The sequence below is a fragment of the Halomonas sp. HK25 genome (genome assembly GCF_047795635.1).
In the GTDB taxonomy this organism is placed as follows: domain Bacteria; phylum Pseudomonadota; class Gammaproteobacteria; order Pseudomonadales; family Halomonadaceae; genus Halomonas.
Genome location: NZ_CP181044.1, coordinates 1,231,148 through 1,251,904, shown reverse-complemented (window position 1 = coordinate 1,251,904; position 20,757 = coordinate 1,231,148). Strand labels below are relative to the sequence as shown.

The 20,757-nt window shown below is 67.7% G+C and carries 20 protein-coding genes; 10 read left to right on the top strand and 10 right to left on the bottom strand.

Annotation, left to right across the window (positions count from 1 at the left end; translation table 11 throughout):
* The first annotated feature begins 130 nt into the window (after positions 1-130).
* Complete coding sequence (gene deoC / locus ACM26W_RS06105; protein WP_416139947.1) at positions 131-916, top strand: deoxyribose-phosphate aldolase; 786 nt, start codon at positions 131-133, stop codon at positions 914-916.
* Between the two features lie 62 nt (positions 917-978).
* On the opposite strand, the gene ACM26W_RS06100 is transcribed toward deoC, so the two are convergent.
* On the bottom strand, positions 979-2,577 hold the full coding sequence (locus ACM26W_RS06100) for a hypothetical protein (protein ID WP_416139946.1): 1,599 nt from the start codon (positions 2,575-2,577) through the stop codon (positions 979-981).
* On the bottom strand, positions 2,574-4,889 hold the full coding sequence (locus ACM26W_RS06095; protein ID WP_416139945.1) for a mechanosensitive ion channel domain-containing protein: 2,316 nt from the start codon (positions 4,887-4,889) through the stop codon (positions 2,574-2,576). The genes ACM26W_RS06100 and ACM26W_RS06095 overlap by 4 nt, the downstream gene beginning before the upstream one ends.
* An 84-nt stretch (positions 4,890-4,973) precedes the next feature.
* Between ACM26W_RS06095 and ACM26W_RS06090 the strand changes: the two genes are divergently transcribed.
* On the top strand, positions 4,974-5,981 hold the full coding sequence (locus ACM26W_RS06090; RefSeq protein ID WP_416139944.1) for an amidoligase family protein: 1,008 nt from the start codon (positions 4,974-4,976) through the stop codon (positions 5,979-5,981).
* Positions 5,978-6,679 (top strand): gamma-glutamyl-gamma-aminobutyrate hydrolase family protein, encoded by a 702-nt coding sequence (locus ACM26W_RS06085; protein WP_416139943.1) that lies wholly within the window; start codon positions 5,978-5,980, stop codon positions 6,677-6,679. The genes ACM26W_RS06090 and ACM26W_RS06085 overlap by 4 nt, the downstream gene beginning before the upstream one ends.
* A 52-nt stretch (positions 6,680-6,731) precedes the next feature.
* Here the strand turns inward: ACM26W_RS06085 and ACM26W_RS06080 are convergent, their stop codons facing one another.
* The 4 genes from ACM26W_RS06080 to nfi form a co-directional block, all read right to left on the bottom strand.
* Complete coding sequence (locus tag ACM26W_RS06080; RefSeq protein ID WP_416139942.1) at positions 6,732-7,166, bottom strand: OsmC family protein; 435 nt, start codon at positions 7,164-7,166, stop codon at positions 6,732-6,734.
* Between the two features lie 93 nt (positions 7,167-7,259).
* Positions 7,260-7,775 (bottom strand): thiol peroxidase, encoded by a 516-nt coding sequence (gene tpx / locus ACM26W_RS06075; RefSeq protein ID WP_416139941.1) that lies wholly within the window; start codon positions 7,773-7,775, stop codon positions 7,260-7,262.
* 72 nt (positions 7,776-7,847) lie between these two features.
* Positions 7,848-8,402: a DUF1415 domain-containing protein gene (locus ACM26W_RS06070; protein WP_416139940.1), complete on the bottom strand. Its 555-nt coding sequence runs from the start codon at positions 8,400-8,402 to the stop codon at positions 7,848-7,850.
* Between the two features lie 52 nt (positions 8,403-8,454).
* Positions 8,455-9,153, bottom strand: a complete 699-nt coding sequence (nfi, locus tag ACM26W_RS06065) for a deoxyribonuclease V (RefSeq protein ID WP_416139939.1) — start codon at positions 9,151-9,153, stop codon at positions 8,455-8,457.
* Positions 9,154-9,233: 80 nt separating this feature from the next.
* On the opposite strand from nfi, the gene ACM26W_RS06060 reads away from it, so the two are divergent.
* Positions 9,234-10,511, top strand: a complete 1,278-nt coding sequence (locus ACM26W_RS06060) for an exonuclease SbcCD subunit D (RefSeq protein ID WP_416139938.1) — start codon at positions 9,234-9,236, stop codon at positions 10,509-10,511.
* Positions 10,508-13,819, top strand: a complete 3,312-nt coding sequence (locus tag ACM26W_RS06055; RefSeq protein ID WP_416139937.1) for an AAA family ATPase — start codon at positions 10,508-10,510, stop codon at positions 13,817-13,819. The genes ACM26W_RS06060 and ACM26W_RS06055 overlap by 4 nt, the downstream gene beginning before the upstream one ends.
* A 24-nt stretch (positions 13,820-13,843) precedes the next feature.
* Here the strand turns inward: ACM26W_RS06055 and ACM26W_RS06050 are convergent, their stop codons facing one another.
* From ACM26W_RS06050 to ACM26W_RS06035, 4 genes are all read right to left on the bottom strand, one after another.
* Positions 13,844-14,674 carry an SDR family oxidoreductase gene (locus ACM26W_RS06050; protein ID WP_416139936.1) on the bottom strand — a complete coding sequence of 277 codons (831 nt, stop codon included), beginning with the start codon at positions 14,672-14,674 and terminating at the stop codon, positions 13,844-13,846.
* 78 nt (positions 14,675-14,752) lie between these two features.
* The gene (locus ACM26W_RS06045; RefSeq protein ID WP_416139935.1) at positions 14,753-15,697 is read right to left on the bottom strand and encodes a pirin family protein; all 945 of its coding nucleotides are present in this window, start codon (positions 15,695-15,697) and stop codon (positions 14,753-14,755) included.
* Between the two features lie 145 nt (positions 15,698-15,842).
* On the bottom strand, positions 15,843-16,790 hold the full coding sequence (locus ACM26W_RS06040) for a glutathione S-transferase family protein (protein WP_416139934.1): 948 nt from the start codon (positions 16,788-16,790) through the stop codon (positions 15,843-15,845).
* 69 nt (positions 16,791-16,859) lie between these two features.
* Entirely contained in the window at positions 16,860-17,303 is a 444-nt protein-coding gene (locus ACM26W_RS06035) for a DoxX family protein (RefSeq protein ID WP_416139933.1), read from the bottom strand.
* Between the two features lie 182 nt (positions 17,304-17,485).
* Between ACM26W_RS06035 and ACM26W_RS06030 the strand changes: the two genes are divergently transcribed.
* From ACM26W_RS06030 to ACM26W_RS06010, 5 genes are all read left to right on the top strand, one after another.
* Positions 17,486-18,388: a LysR substrate-binding domain-containing protein gene (locus tag ACM26W_RS06030; protein ID WP_416139932.1), complete on the top strand. Its 903-nt coding sequence runs from the start codon at positions 17,486-17,488 to the stop codon at positions 18,386-18,388.
* A gap of 90 nt (positions 18,389-18,478) precedes the next feature.
* Positions 18,479-18,826 (top strand): putative quinol monooxygenase, encoded by a 348-nt coding sequence (locus ACM26W_RS06025; RefSeq protein WP_416139931.1) that lies wholly within the window; start codon positions 18,479-18,481, stop codon positions 18,824-18,826.
* A 165-nt stretch (positions 18,827-18,991) separates the two neighbouring features.
* Entirely contained in the window at positions 18,992-19,384 is a 393-nt protein-coding gene (locus tag ACM26W_RS06020; RefSeq protein ID WP_416139930.1) for a gamma-glutamylcyclotransferase family protein, read from the top strand.
* Between the two features lie 96 nt (positions 19,385-19,480).
* Positions 19,481-20,221 (top strand): dienelactone hydrolase family protein, encoded by a 741-nt coding sequence (locus ACM26W_RS06015; protein ID WP_416139929.1) that lies wholly within the window; start codon positions 19,481-19,483, stop codon positions 20,219-20,221.
* 12 nt (positions 20,222-20,233) lie between these two features.
* Complete coding sequence (locus ACM26W_RS06010) at positions 20,234-20,704, top strand: class I SAM-dependent methyltransferase (RefSeq protein ID WP_416140826.1); 471 nt, start codon at positions 20,234-20,236, stop codon at positions 20,702-20,704.
* Positions 20,705-20,757: the final 53 nt, after the last annotated feature.

Here is a 20,757-nt window from a genome sequence, read left to right as displayed (position 1 = left end):
ATAGCAACTCGCCGGCGTCGCTGCATTGATCCGATCCATGGCTGCTCGACGTCGTTTCAACCCTGCACGACGACTCACGACGACTCACCACAACCCACGACAACCCACGACAACCGGGAAGGACCCTCCCATGACCGATGATATTCAACGCGCTGCGCGCCAGGGCCTCGCCCTGTTGGACCTGACCAGCCTCAACGACGACGACACCGATGCCGCCATCGAGTCACTGTGTCGCCGCGTCAAGACCCCCGCCGGCACCCCGGCGGCGGTGTGCGTCTACCCGGCCTTCGTGACCACCGCCCGCCGCACGCTCAAGGCCCTGGATCTGGAAGGCAAGGTCAAGGTGGCCACGGTGACCAACTTTCCCCACGGTGGCGACGACATCATGGCCGCCGCCCGCGCGACCCGGGAGGCAGTCGCCTCAGGCGCCGACGAGGTGGATGTGGTCTTCCCCTGGCGCGCCCTGATCGCCGGCGACGAGGAGAGCGGCCGCGAACTCGTCGCCTGCTGCCATCAGGCCGCCGGCGACGCTACCCTCAAGGTGATCCTGGAGACCGGCGAGCTCAAGGATCCGGCGCTGATCCGACGCGCCGCCGAGCTGGCCCTGGAAGGCGGAGCCGACTTCCTCAAGACCTCCACCGGCAAGGTGGCCGTCAATGCCACCCTCGAAGCCGCCGAGATCGTGCTCACCGTCATCCGCGAGCGCGGCCCTGCACTGGAGCGGCCCATCGGTTTCAAGGCCGCCGGCGGTGTGTGCACTACCGAGGAGGCACAGGCCTACCTGCAGCTGGCCGAGCGGATCATGGGCGCCGGCTGGATCACCCCCGACCACTTCCGCTTCGGCGGGTCGGCTCTGCTCGATGACCTGCTGGTCACCCTGGGCCTGGGGGTCGTGTCGACCGGGGGCGCGGCATGAGCCAGCTGGGTGCCGGTGCCTTAGGGCCCGAGACACTCGCCCGCCACTGAGCTCAAGGGGGATCAAGCGCCGTCGGGGACGGCTTCCTCGTGGCCCGGCCCCTCGGCGTGGACCCGCTCCACGTCGACGATCCGCGAACGGCTCATCACCACCTTCCAGCGCTGCAGGGTCGGCGGACGGTCGCCCTGCACCTCTCGGATCACCAGGTTGATCAGGTGGCGCTTCTCGACCTCTTCGCGCACCACCTGCCCCTCATCCAGCCGATAGACCCGGTGGCTGCCCTTGTCCATCAGCCGCGCCAGCGGCGCGAGGTCCAGCGTCAGTGTCTCGCGGGTGTGCTCATAGCCGCTGAGGAAGCGGGTCGGCGACATCCGCGAGCGGGAGCGGTAGTGCAGCACCACCTCCTCGCGCTGGGCCACGCTGCGCTTGCGCACCCGCTGGATCTCCTCATCCACATTGAGGAAACGACCATAGTCGAACCACTCCAGCTGGTGGCCCACCGGCACGTTGCGGGTGGGATCCAGGTACTGCCGGCGCCACTTGGGGCGCCCACGGCGCAGCAGCCGCCACAGGGTATTGCGCAGATCATCCTTGAACACCTCGCGCAGGGCGTAGATCACCGCCATGGCCAAGACGAACAGCGTGGTGATGTCGGAGAGGGTGTCACGCACCTGCAGCAGCCCCAGCGAGACGAACACCATCACTACCGCGGTAGCCAGCGCCTTGACCGCCTTCTGCTCGCCGCCGCCGAGCTCCTGGGTCTTCTGCTTGAGGGTCACGGGGTACTCGATCAGCCGGCGCAGCAGGCGCATCTTGTTGGACATCCGCGTCGGGTCCCGAGTCACCCGCTGGGAATTGTACTCCCGGGCCTCGCGGTAGGCGCCCTCCTCCTGGCAGATCGTCAGCAGGCGCTTGCGAATCTCGCGAAAGCGCGCCCCCCTGGGCAGGCTGGCAACCAGCGCCAGCAGGCTCTGCTCGGTGAACCAGGAGAGGTAGTTGTCAATGGTGACGTAGTAGCGGCTGAGGCTCTCCTCGGCGGGCTGCTGGCGACGCAGCCGCTTGAGAATGCCCATGGCCAGCTCGGCGTGCTCCTCGAGCCGGGTCTCCAGCGAGGCCTCCGTCTTGTCGCCGTCGCGTGCCCTCGCCTGTCTGCCGGCGGCCTCGCTCGCCTCCTTGATGGCCGAGGCGCTCGCCTTGCCGGGGTCGGGTTTCTCCTGGCCAGTGGTGGCGTTCTTCTTGCCGGCCGGGGACGTCGCCTTGTCGGGGGTCGCCTTGTCGGGAGTCGCCTTCTCCTTGCCGGCGGCCGCCTTCTCGGCCCGGCGCACCCGGCGGGCGGCATCCAGCAACGGCCGGTTGGAGCCCTCCAGGGCCACCACATACTGGTAGGCGTAGAGGCTCATGCCGAGGCGGTACTGCTCCGGGTCGAGCCGGCCACGCTCGGCCAGGCGGCTGAGCACCAGCGGCAGCCGGTAGCGATCACTGTAGTAGGTACGCTTGACGTGGATTGCCGCGTGGTAGAACACCTCCTCGGCGAGCACGTTGGGGCCAAGCCCCAGCTCCCCGGGCACAAACAGGTAGAGGTCTAGCTGATGGGACGTCTCCTCCTGCAGCACCCGAGAGATGCGCAGGGAGAGACTGTCCGCGCGATCGACGCTGATCATTGGCCGGGATCCGGAGAGGCACCGCGGGGGTTGGTATCCCCCTCGGGGTCGGCCACCCCGGCCTCGCCGGGTTCGCGGCCGCTGGCATCGCGGGCGTCGCCGCGCTCGCTGCTGCCATCCAGGCGACCGCCGCCTCGTCCCTCCATGCTGACGCTGAGCCGCGGCACCCCGAGATCAATGTCCTGCTCTTCCATGCGCTGACGCAGCAGCAGGTTGAAAGCGCGAGCCACGTCCCACTGCATCTCCGGGGCGGTGCGAAAGCGCATGCGCAGTATCGGACAGCCTTCCTCGAAGGCCTGGATACCCTGCATCTCAATCGGCGACCAGATGTAGTGGCGCATCATCGGATCCTGGCGCAGCGACTGGGCGGTCTCCTGCATCAGGGTAATGGCATCGTCAATCTTCATGTCATGGGGAATGCGTATCTTCATCAGGGCGATGCCGAACTGCCGCGACATATTGTGGATCGAGGCGATGCGGCTGAAGGTGATGATGTGCACCACCCCATCCAGGTCACGCAGTCGAACGGTGCGCAGCGTCAGGCCCTCCACCGTGCCTATATGGCCGTTGATCTGCACGAAGTCATCTACCGCCATGGAGTCCTCGATAAGGATGAAGATGCCCGTGATCAGATCCTGTACCAGGGTCTGAGCCCCGAAGCCGATGGCCAGGCCGATCACACCGGCACCCGCCAGCAGCGGTGTGACGTTCACCCCCAGATTGGCCAACCCGACGATGGTGGCGATGATCACGATGGTGGCGAAGATCACATTGCGGATCATCGGCGTGATGGTCTGAGCCCGGGCCTGATTGACACGGCGCCCACGCGAGCGGGCCGAACTGGTCATGGCCCGTTGGATGGCGGTATCGGCGAAGATCCATGCCAGCCAGGCCAGCAGCAGGGTAAACGCGAGGGCCAGCAGCGCCTGGCCGATACGCGCGCTGGCCACCCCCTGCTGGCCGAGGCCGAGCAGGGAGCCGCCCCACACCTGCAGCGAGAACTCGGCGAAGGCCAGCCAGGCAGCGGCATGGGCCAGTACATAGCCGAAGCGCTCCAGTCGCTGGCGATACTGGCTGACCCGCCGACGCTTCTGGCGCTTTCTGCGCCCCTCCCCGTGGCGGCGCAAGAGCCCGGTGATGACCAGCGCCAGCACCAACAGTGAGGCGGAGATGATCGAGCGGGCCAGGGCGGTGCCCACATCGCCACCGGTGACGAAGATCGCCACCAGCGAGCCCCCCACCAGCAGCAGCGCAGGCACGTGCCACAGGCTGCCCAGCACCTGCACCACGCTGGCGCTGCCTCTGCTTTCGCGACGCTCACGCCAGGGCCTGTTACGGATGATGTGCTGGATCGGCCGCTTGAAGCGCAGAATGAAACGCACGCTGATCAAAGCCGCCAGCATATTGGCCAGCACCGAGAACAGCCCCGCCAGCTCGTCGCCTAGCAGCCCGGAGAGGCGAGTGGAGTTGAAGGCGTCCCCCAGAGCGACCAGCGCACCGATCAGGAACAGCGGGCGCAGGGCTTGCTGCTGGAGGAGCTGCACCGCCACGAAGCGGTGGCCGCGGGTGAACACCGAAACGAAGGTCTCCACCACCACCGAGAGGGTTCGCCCGCACAGGGCGATGTAGGCCACCACCAGGGCCATGGTGCGACCGGCGCTCTCCGGAATCAGCTGCGCCAGACCCAGCACCAGGAAGAAGGCCAGCGCCCAGGGCAACATCCGGCGCAGGAAGTGAACAGTGAGCAGCCAGGCTAGCGGGTCCCGGGGCAGATCCAGCGGCCAGCCGCGGCGACGGGCCAGCAGCCGCCCCAGGGCGACCAGAATCACCAGCAGACCGGCCCAGATGCCCAGCAGCACGGCGCCCTCCACCAGGAAGCGCATCAGCTCGGTATTGCCGGTGCCGGTCACCAGCCCGCTGAAATCCTCCCAGCCCTGTTCCAGCTGCTCCTGCCACCGGTCGACGGGGGAGTGCCCTGCCTCGGCCTGATCGCCAAGGTCGCTGAGGGTCTCGGCCAGGGCACCGAGCAGCCCCTGTCGGGGCGCCAGGGCCGCCTCCTCGGCCGCCTCGCCGTGCACCGACTGCAGCTCGCGCAAGCCCTCCAGCAGCTGGTCACGCCGTTCGGCGTCCTCCAGGGTGGCGATCACCTGCTCGAGCGAGGCCTGGAACGCCCGGGGGTCATGCTCGGTGGCCGGCTCCTCTCCCGCCCCCGCCAGCCCCTGCAGGCCGAGCTGCTGGGCCTGGGCAGGCAGCACCAGCAAAGGCAGCAGCCACAGCAGACAGGTGAGCAGGCTTCGCAGTGGTTGGGACATCGTTTCTCCATCTTCGCTCGGCGACGCCTGTCGCCAATATGTTAGGCTCCTCGCGAGCCCATCGGTCACGCACAGGATGCCGCCATGACGCCTCTCCCGCCACCCGAACCCCGCAATCCCGAGGGCGAGACACGTCGCGTCGGGGTCGAGATCGAGTTCGCCGGGCTGCCGCCCCGCGATACCGCCGAGCTGGTCCGTGAACTCTTCGGTGGCGAACTGGTGGTCATCAGCGCCCACCGCCTGAAGGTCCAGGGGACCCGCTGGGGCGAGTTCGTCATCGAGCTCGACACCCAGTATGCCCACCCCGACAGCGCGGTGCTTGACGCCCCGCCGAAGGACGACACCGAGTGGGAGCGCGAGCGCCACCGGATGCGGGTCGACTTTCACACCCGCACTCGTGAGCTGATCGGCGACGTGGTCACCGGCCTGGTGCCCACCGAGATCGTCTGCCCCCCGGTGCCATGGAACGAGCTCGAGGAGCTCGACGCCCTGTTTGTCGGGCTGCGCCAGCATGGCGCCAAGGGCACTGACGCCAGCCTGCTCTATGGTTTTGGCCTGCACCTCAACCCCGAGGTGGCAAGCCTCGAGGTAGCGAGCATCCTCGACCACTTGCGCGCCTACCTGCTGACCGCCGAGTGGCTGCGCGATCAGATCGACGTGGACATCACCCGCGAGGTGCTGCCCCACGCCAACCCCTTCCCCAAGCCCTATGCGCTGAAGGTGCTGGCGCCGAACTACGCGCCGGACCTGGATACCCTGATCGGCGACTATCTGGCGGATAACCCGACCCGCAACCGAGAGCTGGACATGACCCCGCTGTTTGCCCATCTGCGGCCGGACTACCCCCATGAGCTGTTTCACAACAAGCTGGTCAAGGCACGCCCGACCTTCCACTACCGACTGCCGGACGCCCGCCTCTCCGAACCGGGCTGGGGCTCGGTGACGGAGTGGAACCGCTGGCTCGAGGTGGAGAAGCTGGCTGCCGACAAGGAACTGCTGCAGGAACGCAGCGCCGGCTATGTGGCCAAGCACACCCGCTCGCCGCTGGCCCGGCTGTGGCTGCGAATGCGCGGCTGGGCGGGGGCCAGATGAGCGAGACTCGCCCCCTGATCGGCATCACCACCTCCGACGACAAGAGCCACATCGCGTGGCTCTTCGACTGGTTCGCGGTGTGGCGCCACGGCGGCCGCCCGCTGCGCCTGTCGCCCTCGCGCCCCTGGCCCAAGCGTCTCGATGGCCTGGTCATCGGCGGCGGCGATGATATTCAGGCCCACCTCTACAACGCCGAGGTACAGTTCGACGTGCGCCTCGATCCCCAGCGCGACGAGCTCGAACTCGAACTGCTCGAGACCTTCATTCCTCGCGGCATCCCGGTGCTCGGCATCTGCCGCGGCGCCCAGCTGATCAACGTCTACCGCGGCGGCACCCTGGACCCGGATATCTACACCACCCACGAGGGGCTCAAGCGGCGCCGCACCGTGCTGCCGCGCAAGACGGTGGATATCGTCGGCGCCAGCAAGCTGCACCGCATCCTCGGCGTCAGTTGGTGCCGCATCAACAGCCTGCACCACCAGGCGGTGCAGAAGGCCGGCGAGGGCATCGAGATCGTCGCTCGTGACCGCGAGGGCCTGGTGCAGGGCATCGAATCCCGCGACCACGAGTTTCTGATCGGCGTGCAGTGGCATCCCGAGTGGCTGGTCTTCAATCGCCCACAGCAGCGGCTGATCCGCGCCCTGGTCAAGGCCGCCGCCCGCCATCGTGACCGGCCAGCGGGCAAACACGCCCCCTGACACGCCAACGGCCACCCGAGGGTGGCCGTTGCAGGGTCGTGCCAGGCGCGAATCAGCTCTCCAGGATGGCCTCGAGGGTGATCTCGGCATTCAACAATTTAGAGACCGGGCAGCCGGCCTTGGCCTTCTCGGCACACTCCTCGAAGGCCGCCTGATCGGCCCCCGGGATCTTCACCCGACTCACCAGATGAATGCTCGGAATATGGAAGCCGCCTTCCGGGTCCTCGGCCAGCGTCACGGTCGCCTGAGTATCGATGCTCTCGGCCTCCATGCCGGCATCGCCCAGTATCAGCGACAGCGCCATGGAGAAGCAGCCGGCATGGGCCGCACCGATCAACTCTTCCGGGTTGGAGCCCGCCTCGCCCTCGAAGCGCTGGCGAAAATCATAGGGCGTCTCCTTGAGCACGCCGCTCTCGGTGGACACCGTGCCCTTGCCGTTCTTGATGCCGCCCTGCCAGCGGGCGGAAGCCGTCTTGGTGATGCTCATGGGTCACTCTCCCTAAATGAATGGCGTTGATGAGGTGAATGGCACTCCCAGTGTAGACGCCTCTCGCCCCAGCGCCTCTTACGCCAGCGCATCTTACGCAAGCGCCCCTGAAGCCAGTGACTGCAGCGCCGCCTCGTAATCGGGCTCCTGCTTGATCTCCGGCACCAGCTCGGCGTGGATCACCTTGTCGTTCTCGTCGAGCACCACCACCGCCCGGGCAGTGAGTCCGCTCATCACGCCGCTGCAGAGGGCCACGCCCCAGTCCCGGTGGAACTCGGGGTGGCGAAAGGTCGAGAGTGTCTCGACGTCATCGAGGCCCTCGGCGCCGCAGAAGCGCTTGGCGGCGAACGGCAGGTCGGCGGAGACCACCAGCACCACGGTATTGGCCATCTGCGAGGCCAGCTCGTTGAAGCGGCGTGTGGAGGTGGCACAGGTGGGGGTATCGATGCTCGGAATGAGGTTGAGCACCTTGCGCTGGCCGGCGAAGTCCGCGAGCGTCACGTCGGCCATGTCCATGTTGGTCAGGGTCAGGGCGGGGGCCGCCTGGCCCACCTCGGGGAAATCACCGGCCACGTCCACCGGGTCGCCGGCGCGGGTTACCTGTCTCATGCAGCACACTCCTGGATCATCATGGGGAAAAACGAGCCTATCGAGACGCCGTCGGCTGGGCCAATGACGGCATCAACGCTTGCCGTCACGTAACTCGGCCAACGCCTCGGTCAGCGCCTCTGCGCCCAGCTCGCGCATCGCCGCGACGTTGCGCTCGGGGATCGCTTCGGGGTCCGGGTAGTGCTCGAGCGCCTGCTCGAGGCCCGCCTCACGCAGCAGGTGCAGCATCGGGAAGGGCGAGCGATTGGTGAAGTTGGCCGCATCCTGCGGCTCGGCTCCCTCGAAGCAGTAGTCGGGGTGGAAGCTGGCCAGCTGGTAGGTGCCCTCATAGCCCTGCTCCGCCAGCAGCGCCTCGGCGATGGCCAGGAAGTCCAGGTAGTCGTCGAACGCCTCGAGCCCAGCGGTCAGCACCAGCAGGGTGGTCTCGATGGTGGGTATCTCGTCCAGGCGCTCGCACTCGGCCACTAGCGCCAGCAGGGCGCTCTCCCAATCGCCGGCGTCCACCGCCACGTAGCGGATGGTATCGCGGTCCACCTCGCGGCCGGCGAAGGGGCAGACGTTGCGGGCGACCACGAAGGTCTCGACCCAGGCGCGGGTGGCGTCGAGAGGGACGGGAGTAAGGGGCATGGGCGGCTCAACAGCGGGAAGGGTCCGGCAGTATAGCGCAGTGCCGCTTCTCCTACCCTCCTGGGCCTCCCCGCCGCGAGGCCAATCGGTCCGCGAGCCGCGTCGGCTCCGGCAGCTTGGTGCGCCCGAGGCACCCCACTACCCAGTCAAGCGCGGTGGCAAGCGACACCCGATGCCCCGGCGAGACGAACAGCGGCTTCACGCCGACCCGCGAGCGCAGCACCGCGCCGATCACCTCGTCCTCCGGGACATCCACCAGCGGCGTCCAGTCGCCCCGCTGCGGCCCCGGTTCGCCATGGCGGCCACACAGCCGCGACTTGGCCACGCCGATCGTCGGCAGGTCGAGCCACAGCCCCAGATGGCTGGCCACTCCGAGCCTTCGCGGATGAGCAATCCCCTGGCCGTCGACCATCACCAGGTCGGGACGCGCGGCAAGCTTATCGAAGGCCTCCAGCGCCGCCGGCACCTCGCGAAACGACAGCAGCCCCGGAATGTAGGGCATGCGCGTCGGCTCACGATGCACCACCTGCTCCACCAGCTCGAACTCGCCTCCCGAGATCGGCGGCCAGGCCAGCACCACCACCGCCGCCCGGGTGATCTCGCCCTGCTCCTCGAAGCCGATATCCACTCCGGCGACGTGGCGAACCGGATCGAGACGGTCCTCGCGCTCCACCCGTCCGGCCAGGCGCCGCTGCAGGGCGATGGCCTCCCGAGGGGCCAGATTCCAGTCGTGGAGGGGGGCATCTGACATGGGGACTCCTGAACAGCCGCTTACCAGTGGCGTAGACTATCGCCCTCGGGACGCAGGCTGGGAAGGGACAAGGAGACCAAATGAAGCTGATCCATACCGCTGACTGGCACCTGGGCCAGAGCTTCCACGGCCAGGAGCGCCACGCCGAGCACCGCGCCTTCCTGACCTGGCTGCTCGACACCCTGGTGGCGCGCCGGGCCGACGCCCTGCTGGTGGCCGGCGATATCTTCGACGTGGTCAACCCCTCGCTGCGCGCCCAGGAACTGCTCTACGACTTTATCGTCTCGGCCCACGAACGGCTCCCGAGGCTCGATATCGTGCTGATCGCCGGCAACCACGACAGCGGCAACCGCATCGAACTGCCCGCCCCGCTGATGCGCCGGCTGCGCACCCACGCCCTGGGCCGGGTCAACTGGCTGGACGATGGCACCCTGGACGCCGAACGCTTGCTGGTGCCACTCACCGACACCGCGGGTGAGACCCGCGCCTGGTGCCTGGCGCTGCCCTTCCTGCGCCCCGCCGAGGTGACCGGCTCGGCGCGGGCGAGTCATGACGCCGAAGACAAAGCCCCCAATGACTATGTCGCCGGCATCAGCCGGGTGCATCGCCAGCTGGTCGAGGCCGCCCGCCATCGCCGCGAGCCCGGCCAGGCGCTGGTGGCCATGAGCCACGCCCACCTGCACGGCGCGGCGGTCTCCGAGGCCAGCGAGCGGCCCATCGTGATCGGCGGCGAAGAGTCGATCTCCGCCGCCCTCTTCCCGCCAGAGATCGCCTATGTGGCGATGGGCCACCTGCACCGCGCCCAGCAGGTGGGCGAGCCGCGCATCCGTTACAGCGGCAGCCCATTGCCCCTGGATTTCAGCGAAGTCAGCTATCCCCACCAGGTGATGGAGGTGACCCTCGACGGCGAGGCGCTGGGCGATACCCAGGCGATCCCCGTGCCGCGCCCGGTGGCCATGCACCGCATCGGTCCCGGTCCGCTGGATCGGGTGCTGGCCGAGCTCGAGGCGCTGGAGGATGACCCGGCACTCGAGCGCGAGCGCTGGCCCTGGCTGGAGGTGCGCGTAGAGCTGGAGGCGCCGATTCCCGACCTGCGCGCCCGGGTGGAGACCGCGCTCAAGGACAAGTCCCTGCGCCTGCTGCGCCTGGAGCGACGCCTGCCCCGGGTGGAGGAGGACGCCGCAGCGGCCCGGGTCGACCTGCAGGCCCTGGGTCCGCGCCGGCTCTTCGAGCGCACCTGGGCGTCACGCTGGGGCGAGCCGCCGGGCGAGGAGGTGCTCGCCGACTTCGACCGCCTGCGCCAGGAGGTACTGGACGCCGACGACGGCGATGACAGCGCCCGGGAGGCCCGCCCATGAAGATCCTCGCCCTGCGCCTGGAGAACCTGGCCTCGCTGCCCGGCCCGCTGGAGCTCGACTTCACCACGCCGCCGCTCAGTGATGCCGGCCTGTTCGCCATTACCGGCCCCACGGGGGCGGGCAAGAGCACCCTGCTCGACGCCCTCTGCCTGGCGCTCTATGGCAGCACCCCGCGGCTGCGCCAGGCGCCCAGTCGCGACAGCCAGATCGATGACACCGCGGACACCACCCTGACCACCAGCGATGCGCGCACCCTGCTGCGTCGGGGCACTGCCAGCGGCTACGCCGAGGTGGACTTCCTGGGCCGCGACGGGCGCCGCTACCGCGCCCGCTGGGCGGTGCGCCGCGCCCGGGAGAAGGCCACCGGCCGCCTGCAGGCGGTGGAGCAATCGCTGCGTGATCTCGACGACGAGCGCCTGCTCACCGCCCAGAAGCGCGAGTTCGAGCGCCTGCTGCCGGAGCGCCTGGGGCTCACCTTCGACCAATTCACCCGCGCCGTGCTGCTCGCCCAGAGCGAGTTCGCCGCCTTCCTGCAGGCCGACGACAACGCCAGGAGCGACCTGCTGGAGCGCCTCACCGGCACCGGCGAGTACTCCGAGATATCAAGAGCTGCCTACCGCCGCGCCAGCGAGGCGAAAAAAGCGGTCGACGGCCTGGAGACGAGGCTCGCCGACGACCTGCCCGCCGAGCCCGAGGCCCGCACCGAGCTTGAGCGCGCCGCCGAGGCTACCCAGCAAGCCCTCACTCATCTGCAAACCCAGGCCGAATCGCTCAAGGCGCAGCAGCGCTGGCATGAAGACGACGCCCGCCTGGATGACGCCTATCACGAGGGCCTGACGCAGCAGCAGGCCACCGAGGCCGACTGGCAGGCCTTCGCCGACCGGCGCGCCGACCGCGACTGGCGCCGGCTGATCGCCCCCCGCCGCCAGGATCTCGCCCGCCAGGACAGCCTGCCGGGGCTGATCACCGAGGCCGAGGGCACCCGGGACGCCAGCCGTCAGGCGCTGGCCCAGGCACAGCAGGCGGCCCAGGACACCACCGCCGCCCACCGCCAGGCCGGCGAGACCCTGGAGGCGGCCAGCGAGGCACGCCGCCAAGCGGAGCCCGCGCTGAACCAGGCCCGCGAGCAGCATCACGCCCTGGCCCAGTGCAAGCGCGAGCTGGCCGAGCTCGAGACCGACCAGAGCCGCGCCCGGGCGCAGGCCACCCGGCTGGGCGAACAGCACCGGTGGGAGCTCGATGTCCAGCGACAGCGGCTGGAGCAGCAGCGCCAGTGGCAGGCGGCCCTGGCCGAACTGGTGGGTGAGCACTCACATCACCACGCCGCCCGCCAGGCCATCCAGCAGGCCCACGATCGGGCCGCCGCCCGTCAGCTGGGGCTGGGCGAACTCCAGGCCGCCTGGCGCGAATGCCACCAGGCCGAGCAGGCCCACCGTCAGCTCGAGACTCGCCTCGTCGAGGCCAATGAACGCCTGGCGACCCTGACCCGCGACGGCCAGGCGGCCCGCCGGCAGCTGGAGGAGCGCAAGGCCCACCACGACAGCCTCAGTGCCTTTATCACGCGGGCCCGCGCCGCCAGAAGCGAGAGCGTGGCCACGCTGCGCGAGGGCCTGCAGGAGGGCGAGCCCTGCGCGGTTTGCGGCGGCCTGGACCACCCCTGGCGCCAGCACCCGCCGGCCAGCCTCGAAGCGGCCCAGCTCGCCGCCCAGCAAGCCGAGGAAGAGCACGAACTCACTACCGTTCGCCAGGCCCATGAGCAGGCGCTGAACGACCACCAGGAGCTGCAGGCGCAGTACAAGATCGCCCGTGACACCCAGCAGCAGTTGAAGGAGGAGCAGCCGGCCGCCCAGGCGCGGTGGGACGCCGCCCGCCAGGCGCTCGAGGCCCACCCGCTGCACCGGGAACTGGCCGCCGTGGCCGGCGACGAGCGCGACACCTGGCTGAGCCAGCAGCGCCAGCACAGCACCGATGAGCGGAGCGCCCACCGAGCCAGCCTCGAGAGGCTCCAGCGCGCCGAGGCCGAACTCGCCCCGCTGGAGGAGTCGCTGCGCCAGGGGGATCTGGCGCTCACTCGCCTGGAGGCCGAGAAGACCAGCGCCGAGGCACAGCTGGCCGAGCGGGAGCAGCGTCTCCCCGCCCTGCTGCGCCGGCACGACGACACCGAGCGCACGCTGCGCGAACTGCTCGGCGACCACGCCACGCCGGAGGCCTGGCAGCAGCGGCTCGAGAGCGCCGAGACCCAGGCCCGCCAGGCCCTGGATACCGCCCTCACCCGCCGGCACGATGCCGAACGCGAGCAGCAGCGTCTGGCCCAGCGGCTCGCGCACCAGGAGGAGCAGCTCACCGCACTCCATCTGGAGCGCGACCGGCTCGCCCGCTCCCTCACGGAATGGCGCGAGCATCACCCCGAGCTGGATGACGCCACCCTCGTCCGCCTGCTGGCCCAGCACGACGACGAGGCCCGCGAAGAGGAGCGCCAAATCGCAGCGGCCGACCAGGCCCGTCAGCACGCCGTCGCCACCCTCGCCGAGCGTCGAGCCTCCCTGCTGCGCCACCGTCGCGGCCAGGGGCTGATCGATGCGGAGAGTGAGAAGAACGACGAGGCCCTGCTCGGCGACGCCGTGGCCAAGGCCCTGCAGCGCCGCCAGGCCACCCTGACCGAGGCCCACGACGAGCTCGCCCCGCGACGGGAAGCCGCCCAGCGAGCCCGCGACAGCGCCGCCTTCGCGCTGAGCGACGATGACCGCCGCCGTCAGCGTCAGCAGGAAGGCCAGAGTGAACTGGAAGCGGCCCAAGCCGAATACCGCCGCTGGGGCCAGATCAGCGAGCTGATCGGCTCCGCCGACGGCAAGGTGTTCCGGCGCATCGCCCAGGGCTACAACCTGGAGCAGCTGCTGGATCACGCCAATACCCACCTGGCCGGGCTCAGCCGCCGCTATCGCCTGGTGCGCGGCGGTTCCCCGCTGGGCCTGCTGGTGGTAGATCACGACATGGGCGATGAGCGCCGCTCGGTGCACTCGCTCTCCGGCGGCGAGACCTTCCTGGTCTCGCTGGCGCTCGCCCTGGGGCTGGCCTCCATGGCCTCGGGAGAGCTCACCATCGAGTCGTTGTTCATCGACGAGGGCTTCGGCAGCCTCGACCCGCAATCGCTGGCGCTGGCCATGGAGGCCCTGGACGGCCTGCAGGCGCTGGGCCGCCGCGTAGGCGTGATCTCCCACGTCCAGGAGATGCATGAACGCATCCCGGTACAGATCCAGGTGGAGCCGCTGGGCAACGGCACCAGCCGGACAAGAATTGTCAGCGTGTGAGGCCGCCCAGCGTCTCAATGCTGCTTATAATCCGAAGGTTTCCTTTACCTTCGCTTCGAAGGCCTTGTCATCCATCTGCCTGCGCATTGGCACGAACAGCTCTGCCTCCTTGCCGACCTGAATGGCAATATCACTGTCGGCATTCTCGATGATATGTTTCACGGCCTGCGCTATAGGCAGCGGATCAGGACCCTCATTGATCGCTTTGGCCACAATCGGCACGAAATGAGACACCAACTCCTTGTAGGGAGAGCTGTCACCCGTTGTTCTGCTATTGGCGACCAGCCCTTTTTTCACAAAGTTGGTCCCGAACAGTCCGGCGAGGACCGAATGCACTCTGATGCCAAAAGGCGCAACCTCGAACCTCAATGAATCGGTAATGCCCTCGACGGCATATTTACTGGCATTGTAATGGGAGAGCAAGGGAAGCCCCATCCTCCCCAGGAAGGAGGAGATATTGATGACAACACCACTTCTCGCCTCCCGCATGTGCGGAAGAACCTCTCTAGTCATCTTTATCAGGCCAAAAACGTTCACATCAAACTGCTTGAATATCTCTTCATCGGTTCCCTCCTCCAACGTCGCAAGCAGGCCGAAGCCCGCATTGTTCACCAACGCATCAATCTTTCCTTCTTCAGCCATGACATGCTGGACGGCTTTCTGAATGGATGCCGTATCCTGCACATCAAGCGCCACTGTATTGATCTTGACACCGAGTTTTTCGGCCTCCTCCATCAGCGCCTGACTGCTGTTTCTGACGCCGGCATATACGGTATATCCATTATCAGACAGCAACAGCGCTGTTGCCTTACCCATGCCGGAAGTTGCGCCAGTGATCAAGACGGTCTTATTCATGGTGGGATCCTTCTTTGGGATTTTTGGGATTGAGGGACAGACCTTGATTCTCCATTTCGCCAGCCGGCGGCGGCTCTGCTACACCGTCCAGGGCAGCGGCGGCGGCATCAGGCGCTCGTCATCCGTGAAGCCGGCAACGCGGCCGAAACGCTCGCCGCCGGCCTCCCATTCGCGCTGCGCCTCGGCGATCTCGGCCTTGCTGTGGCCAACGAAGTTCCACCAGATCAGCACCTCCTCGCCCAACGGCTCGCCGCCGATCAGCAGCACCCTCGCGCCCGCCGGCAGCTCGAGTTCCAGGGCGTCGCGGCCTCGGCCCAGATAGGCCAGTTCGTCGACGGCCAGCGCCTCGCCCTCCAGGGTCGGCTCCCCTTCCAGGGGCAGCAGGGCGTACTCGAACTCGGGCCGGAGTGGCAGGCTCAGGGCAGTGTCTCGCTCGGCGGCGAGATCCAGCCCTACCAGGGGCGAGAAGGTCAGGGTAGGCGCCTCGCGGCCTTTGAGCTCGCCGACCAGCAGCGTCAGGGTAACGCCCTCCTCGCGCCAGACCGGCAGCTCGGGATAGTGATCGAAGCGCGGCGCGGTGTGGCGATGGGCGTGCGGCAGGGCGATCCACAGCTGAGCCGCGTGCAGCTGCGGGTCGTCCGGCAGCGACTGCTCGGTGTGGCTGATGCCGCGGCCGGCGGTCATCAGGTTGACCTGCCCCGGGCGGATCACCTGCTCGCTGCCCAGGCTGTCGCGATGCAGCACCTCGCCGGCGATCATCCAGGTGAAGGTCTGCAGGCCGATATGCGGATGCGGCCCCACCTGCAAGCCGCGGCTGTCGCCCTTGAACACCACCGGCCCGGCGTGGTCGAGGAAGCACCAGGCCCCCACCAGCCGCCGGTGCCGGGTTGGCAACACCCGATGAATGGGGATGCCGCCCACCTCGGCCACGCGCGCGGCCACATGCTGTACCTGGCGCCGGCCATCCACCACCGGGCAGTCCAGGGACGATGACGCCTCGGCGTCCTTGATCTGATCGCTCATGCCAGTCTCCTCGGCCATTGCACTCGATGGTCTCACCATAGCCCGTCAACGTGATGCCGTCCCTAGCGACTCATCCGAACTGCCGGCAAAAGGCCATCCCGCCGGTGAGGCGTCAAGCAGGTAGGTGGCTGTCACCCGAGGCAGCTCAGAGGGCGCTGGGTCCGGCGGGCACGATGCCGCCGGGATTCAGCGCCTTGATCGAATAGTAACCCGCCTTGATGTGGTCGAGATGGACGGTCTCGGCGATGCCATCCAGCGCCTGGATGCGGTGCAGGTAGGCGTGCAATGCCGGCATGGCGCTCAGGGGGTTGCGGTTGCACTTGAACAGCCCGTGGTAGGCCGCATCGAAGCGCACCAGGGTCACGAACAGGCGGATGTCGGTCTCCGTCAGCGCCTCGCCGAACAGATAAGAACGCCCGTCGGCGAGCCGCGCCTCGAGCTCATCGAGCTTGGCGAACACCATGGCGTAGGCCTCGTCGTAGGCCTGCTGGCTGGAGGCGAAGCCCGCCTGGTAGACGCCGTTGTTGAGGTCGGTGTAGATCGACTGGTTCAGCGCCTCGATCTCGGCGGCCAGATGATCGGGATAGAGGTCCGGCCCCTGGTCGACGAGGTGCGAGAAGGCACCGTTGAGCATGCGCAGGATATCGGCCGACTCGTTGTTGACGATGGTGCCGGACTGCTTGTCCCACAGCACCGGCACCGTGGCGCGGCCGGAGACCTCGGGGTCGGCGCGGGTGTAAAGCTCATGCATGTAACGCGCGCCGTTGAGGTGATCTTCATCGGCGCCGGGGAAGCCCCCGAACTGCCAGCCCTGGTCGGTCAGCCGCGGATTGACGACGGTCACGCCGATCATCTCCTGCAGACCCTTGAGCCGGCGTGCCATCAGCGTGCGTGAGGCCCAGGGGCAGATGTAGGCCACGTAGAGGTGATAACGACCGGCCTCGGCCTTGAAGCCGCCCGTGCCGGTGGGGCCGGGCGCACCGTCCGGGGTGATCCAGTTCCTGAAGGTCGAGGTCTGGCGAATGAATCGCCCCTGCTCGTCCTGCGCCTGGACTGGCTGCCAGTTCTCCTGCCAGATGCCATTGACCAACATCGTGTTTCCTCCATTCGTTGAGGCACCCTCCATTGCCGGAGGGTGCCTGATCAGGATTCGCTGCTGCGATCAGATGCGCTTCGCCACCAGGCCATCCAGCGAGAGTCGGCCGGCCCCCTGAATCGTCAGCGCCACGGTGGCGGCCAGCAGGGCAAGCCCGAATTCATAGCCGTTATTGGCCAGGAACAGGCCGTTGCCGATATGCACGCTGAAGATGGCCACCAGCATGGTGAAGGCGGAGACCAGCGCCGCGGGGCGCGTCAGCAGGCCGGCCATCAGCGCCAGGCCACCGAAGAACTCGGCGCCGCCGGCCAGCAGCGCCATCAGCAGGCCGGGCGCCAGGCCGATGCTGGCCAGCCACTGGGCGGTGCCTTCCAGGCCGTAGCCACCGAACCAGCCGAAGAGCTTCTGGGCGCCGTGAGCGCTGAGGATCAGGCCGACCGGGATGCGCAGGGCCAGCGCGCCATAGCCGCCGGTGGTGTCGAACAGGGATTTCAAGAGTTGGGTCTTCATGGTGCTTACCTTATCTGGATGTCTTGGGTTACCTGGGGCGCCCCACCGTTAAGCTAGATAGGGCCTCCTCAAGCGATGGGGAGACTTTACTATCACCAGATGAGCGGAATAAGATCGATAGCATTGCATGACTATAAATGTTTCGTTGATAATCGCAGCGACCTCATCTCAAGGAGCCGGCCATGGACCGCATCGATGCCATGCGCACCTTCGTCACCGTGGTCGCCGAGGGGAGTTTTACCCGGGCCGCCGAGCGTCTGGAGCTCTCCCCTCAGCTGGTCAGCAAGTATGTCTCGCAGCTGGAGCAGCATCTGGGCGTTCGCCTGCTTAACCGCACCACCCGCCGGCTTCACCTGACCGAAGCGGGGGCCGCCTATCGCCAGCGCGCCCAGCAGGTGCTGGTCGAGATCGACGACATGGAGAGCCAGCTCGGCGAGATGCAGACCCAGGCCCGCGGGCGGCTGCGCATCAGCGCGCCGGTGTCATTCGCCATCCGCCACCTGGCGCCACTGATCAACGGCTTCCAGCAGGCGCACCCCGCCGTGGATATCGACCTGCAGCTCAACGACCGCAAGGTCGATATCGTCGAGGAGGGGTTCGATATTGCCCTGCGCATCGGGCGCCTGAAGAGCTCCTCGCTGATCGCCAGGCGCATCGCCCCCGTGCGCCTGGTGCTGTGCGCCTCGCCCGAGTATCTGGACACGCATGGCACCCCCGAACGCCCGCAGGATCTCGCCGGACACCGCTTTCTGCATTACAGCTACATGGAGGAGAGCCAGGAGCCACTGTTGCAGTGGCTGCCGCGCGGGGGCGGCAGAGAGGCAAGCGAGATGAGCAGCAACAACGGCGATGTGCTGGTGGAAGCCGCCATCGCCGGGGCCGGTATCGCGCTGCAGCCGACGTTCATTTCAGGCAGCGCCATCCAGCAGGGCAGGCTGAAGATCGTGCTCGCCGAGCATGAGCCCGAGCCGCTCGGGCTCTACGCGGTATACGCCCACCGCCAGCTGCTGGCGAGCAAGGTGCGTCACTTCGTCGACTTCCTGGCAGGCTACTTCGGCGACCCGCCCTACTGGGACCGTTTCTGATCTCCGCAAGGCACAGCGCTTTGCCCTGTTCCGCCGCATCGCTTGGCGGTGGTATCGTCGGCGCCTCAGCCATTCACCAGGACAGCCGCCATGTCACAGAAGATCTACTGCACCGCCAGCTTCAAGCCCAAGCCCGGCCGGGAGGAGGCCCTGTTTCAAGCCCTGCAGGCACTGGAGCCCAACGCCCACCGCGAGGACGCCTGCCTGCTCTACACGGTGACCCGCCATATCGACAACCCCTTCGCCCAGGGCGAGAGCTACCCCATCGTCTTCCACGAGATCTGGGCCAATCGCGTGGCCTTCGAGGCTCACTGCCAGCGCCGCGAGGTTCGTGAGTTCTTCGCGACCCACCTGGAAGATCCCAACGGCGACATCGCCGATGCCAACGTCTGCGTCTATACCGACGAGCCGGTGAACTACGACGCCCCGGCACTGTAGCGGCCTGCCCCGGCGCGCTACCGCCACCACGGAGGTCGCGCGCCCCGGCCCGGGGGCTCCCTGGAGAAACAAGGGCTCCTTCATCGCCTCCCCGCAGCATCGGCCACGCACGGCCGGCATGGTAGAATTCCCGCACCAAGGTAAGACTTCGGGGAGGCAACTTCCATGCAGACACTTGCGCTTGCCATCGCACGCACGCCGCTGGTCGCCGTCTACGGCACGCTCAAGCGCGGCCTGCGCAATCACCACTGGCTCGATGGCGCCGACTTCATCGGCAGCGACCGTCTGGCCGACGTGACCCTCTTCGACATCGGCCCCTTCCCCGGCGCCAAGCTTGAGCCCTCCCGCGGGGTGGAGGTCGAGGTCTTCCAGGTGAATGTCCGCCTGCTGGCCGGCCTCGACCGTCTGGAAGACTACCGCCGGCACCAACCCCACCAGGGCCTCTATGACCGTGCCATTCACCCTACTGCCTTCGGTCCCGCCTGGCTCTATCTCTACAATCCCGCTGTGGCAGGCTTCGACGCCATCCGCCAGGGCGGATGGTGTCCGCACAGGTAACGACCTCGTCAGCAGGGCCTGTCTCTGGTTAGATGCGTCTTGGGTGACATACGTCCACGACGACATCCATCCCCATCAACACCCCGGAGCCCGCTCATGTCTCGCGCCATCGACATTCCTGCCGCCGACGGCACCATCGACGCCCATATCTTCACGCCCGGGAACGCCAAGGGCCCCCTGCCAGGCGTGGTGCTGTTCACCGATATCGGCGGCCTGCGCCACTGCTATCACGAGAAGGCACAGCAGATCGCGGACAACGGCTATGCCGTGTTAATGCCCAATGTCTACTACCGCGATGCCAGCGGCCCCGTCGTGCCGGAGGGCAAGTCCTTCCGCGACCCGGACGTGCGCCCGACGCTGTTCGAGTATGCCGGCCACCTGACGCCCGAGGCGCAGTCCCACGACTTCGCCGCCCTGCTCGGCTGCCTCGACAGCGAGGCCGAGTTCGCGGAGGGCAAGGTAGGCGTGGTCGGTTACTGCATGACCGGCGCCTTCGTGCTGCGCATGGCGGCCGAATACCCGGACCGCGTCGCCGCCGCGGCCGGCTTCCACTCGGCGCGGCTGGCGGAGTCCGACGATTCGCACAGCCCCGTACGCGTGGTGGGCACCATCGAGGGGCGCGTCTACTTCGGCCACGCCGACCAGGACGAGCTGCTGCCCCCCGAGCAGATCGCCCGCATGGACGAGGCGCTGGCCAGGGCCGGCGTGCACTTCGTCACGGAACTCTACAAGGGTGCCGCACACGGCTTCACGGCGAAGGACGCCCCTTCCTACGATGCGGCTGCCGATGCCCTGCATCACAAGCGGCTCGCCATGCTCCTGGAAGAGACGTTGTAACGGGCCCCTTCCCTGGAGGCGCTCGACTTCGCAGCAGAGTCGCTGGATGCCATCTGGTCGGAAGGGGCGATCTACAACATCGGCTTCGAGCGCGGGGTGAGCGAGTGGCGCCGCTTCATCAAGCCCGACGGCATCCTTGCCGTCTCCGAGTTGACCTGGCTTACCGAGCGCCGCCCCGCCGACCTCGACACCCACTGGCGCGAGCATTACGTGGAAGTCGACACCGCCTCCGCCAAGCTGGCCCTGCTGGAACGCCAGGGCTACGCCCCGCTGGGCTACTTCGTGCTCCCCCGCCGCTGCTGGCTTGACGGCTACTACCGCCCGCTCCAGCAGCGCTTCGCGGCCTTCCTCCAGGCCCATGGAAACAGCCCCGCCGCCGAGGCTATCGTCGAGGAGCGCCGGCACGAAATCGAGCTGTACGAACGGTATGGCCAATATTTCGGCTATGGCTTCTATATCGCGAGAAAGTGCCATTACGGATGAAAATCGCGAGGCGTTACCACGGCCGCTTACGGCCGAGGCTGTGTGAAAACTCA